The organism is uncultured Eubacterium sp., from assembly GCF_934525195.1.
Taxonomy (GTDB): domain Bacteria; phylum Bacillota; class Clostridia; order Oscillospirales; family Acutalibacteraceae; genus Eubacterium_R.
On the sequence record NZ_CAKSZA010000012.1, the window covers coordinates 1 to 2,673 of the forward strand.

At 38.5% G+C, this 2,673-nt stretch carries 2 protein-coding genes; both read right to left on the reverse strand.

The features are described from left to right. Positions 1-558: ABC transporter substrate-binding protein (locus Q0E03_RS09025; protein ID WP_297131930.1), on the reverse strand; the 558-nt coding region annotated here is incomplete at its 3' end. Positions 559-726: 168 nt separating this feature from the next. After that, the gene (locus Q0E03_RS09030; RefSeq protein WP_293849694.1) at positions 727-2,643 is read right to left on the reverse strand and encodes a TonB-dependent siderophore receptor; all 1,917 of its coding nucleotides are present in this window, start codon (positions 2,641-2,643) and stop codon (positions 727-729) included. Positions 2,644-2,673: the final 30 nt, after the last annotated feature.

The window sequence follows — 2,673 nt, forward strand, 5'->3', positions numbered from 1 at the left end:
CTGCACCTTCTTCAGATGCTCGTCCATAGCGGTAACCATCATGTCACCGCGTTCCTTTTCGCCAACGGCCTCGCCCAGAAAGCGTATACACTGACGCACATCTTCCATACTCTTGGGAGTTTTATAAACATAAACCTGCAGATTCATGTCGCGCAGCGACTGAATAACCTCCGGCTTAACAAAATCCGGTATCAATATCAAATCAGGGTGCAGCGCCATAATGGCTTCCGAGCTTTGCCCATCCACTCTGCTTCCCACACTCTGCGCCCGCTCTACAATGTTGGATATCCCCGGGTCGTCTACCAGACGTGAAAAGGCAGCAATGCGGCTGCTTGGTACAAGGTCAATGAGGATTTCATCCGTGCTTATAGACATAGATATAATGCGCTGGGGTTTTTCTTTAAAATACAGCTTATGCCCCTGCGAATCCGTAACAGCATAAGCAGCAGTACTGTTCGATTTTTGCACACTATCACTGCTGCAGCCTGCAACTATTAAAAGTATACTCAGACACAGCAGCAGTACCATTATTATCTTTTGATATTTTTGCTTTAACATTTTTCATCATCCTTTATATTTTCCTCAGCATAGCTATTATAGCACGAACAGTAGCTTTCGACATAAGCAAGTTATAGCAGTTTGGCATATGAAAAAGGCAGAACAGATTTTGCTCTGCTCCGCCTTTCTCCAAGGAGTTAAGTGTATATGAATAAGGTTAGGGGCTGATTAGAAGGTGTATTCTACGCCGACTTGGAAGTTACGTCCCGGTGCAGGATACCAGTTGGAGCTGGAATCGAGAGGAGTCATATTATAGCATTGATCGGTATACAGCTTATTAAAGATGTTGTTTACTTTAAAGAATGCTTTAATATTATCTGTAGCTTTATAGTTTACATTCAAATCGCACAGCCAGAAGGATTTAAAGCTGTCAGGAACGGTACTTTGAGTTACCATACGGCCAGGACGTTTTACAATAGCTTTAGCAAACATATTTACATTCAGTTTATCTAAAGTATAATCTGCACCGATTTTCCATTCACCTCTAGGAATATAGCCATCACGGTTGCTGTTTTTCTTTGCAGTTTCCGGAGCTATATCAATATGCGTGTAATTTACATAGGAAGAAAATTTATCACTAAATTTCTTATTTAAGCCAAAATTCCAACCATAGGTATTCTCGCTAGCAATATTAGCATAATGACCTGTTGCACCATTGTAAGCAATCATATTAGAAGCCTTTGTTTTAAAGTAGCTCAATGTTGCGGTAAAGTCATTACCAAGCTGTTGCTTAATACCGATTTCCTTGGTATTACCATCTGCTGCTTTTAATGACGGATCACCATATTTAGAATACAATTCCGCAATTTTAGGTGCAACAAAAAACTCTTTGTAAGACGCATATACATTGGTTTTATTATTATCATAGCCAATAGTCACGCTCTTAGAAGTATTGCTGCCGAACTGAGAAGTTTTAGTATATCTCAAACCGGGAGTAATATTGAAGAATTTAGCAAACTTGAATTCATCTTGAATAAAGAATGCCTTGTTATCAATGCTTTTTCCGCTAAATTTATTAGAACCGCCAGAAGCAGAATAATCATTAACAGTATCCTTATAATAATCATAGCCGGCAATCAATGTATTATTATCAACTTTATAGGTCAACTGGTCGGTAAAGCCAACAGTTTTTAAGTCCATCAGCCAAATGCTTTTTGGCTTATTATAGCTGTCATTAAGGTTATTAGTATTGCGATAAATAACCATACTGTTGCTTAATTCATCTGTCAGTTTTTGCTGCCATGCTAAGGATAATTTATCAATATCCTTTTTACCTTTATTTCTGTCGGCAAGCTGTGGTAATAAACCGCCTTGTGCTGGTCTTTCATAATCGGATTTATATTTGTTATATTTTAATGTAACATCAGCATTATCACCAAATTTATGACCTAAAGTCAGCTTATAATCCTTGCTGTCAACTTTGTGAGAAATCTTATCCCCATCAGCATCTTTGAAATCTTTCGCCAAGTTTTTCTGAGCAGCAACCATCCAATAGGTTCCGTCTACATTACCTTGGTTCATGAATCTGTATGTCTGACGATTATAGCTGCCACCAATTGCACTTATAGAAGTACGTACACCATTCTCTGTTTGTTTTCTTGTAATAATGTTAATTACACCGCCAACTGCATCGGCACCATACAGCGTAGAAGCAGAACCCTTGAGTATTTCTATTCTTTCTACAGTATCCAGGTTTGCATATTCCGACGGAGATAAAGCACCAGATGTAGAACCATTAACATTAGCACGCATACCATCTACTAAAACTACTAAGTTAGAGGAACCATTAATATACAATCTGTTAGAGGAATAGTTTTCACCGGTAACACCATAATTTTGTAAGGTTACACCCGGTACATCCTTTAATGCATCACCTAAGTCAGTATAATGCTTTTTCTCTAAATCCTCACGTGTAATAACTGTAATATCAGCTTGCGTATCAAATGCCTTTTGTTCAACTCTAGTTGCTGTTACAACCATTGTATCAAGCGCATATTCTTGAACCTCATCAGCATAAACAGCTGATGCACTACCCAAAAGCAGTGTCAAAAGCACTGCACTGCTCAATCCCTTAACAACCTTCATTTATTCGCACATCCTTTACTCATACTTTTC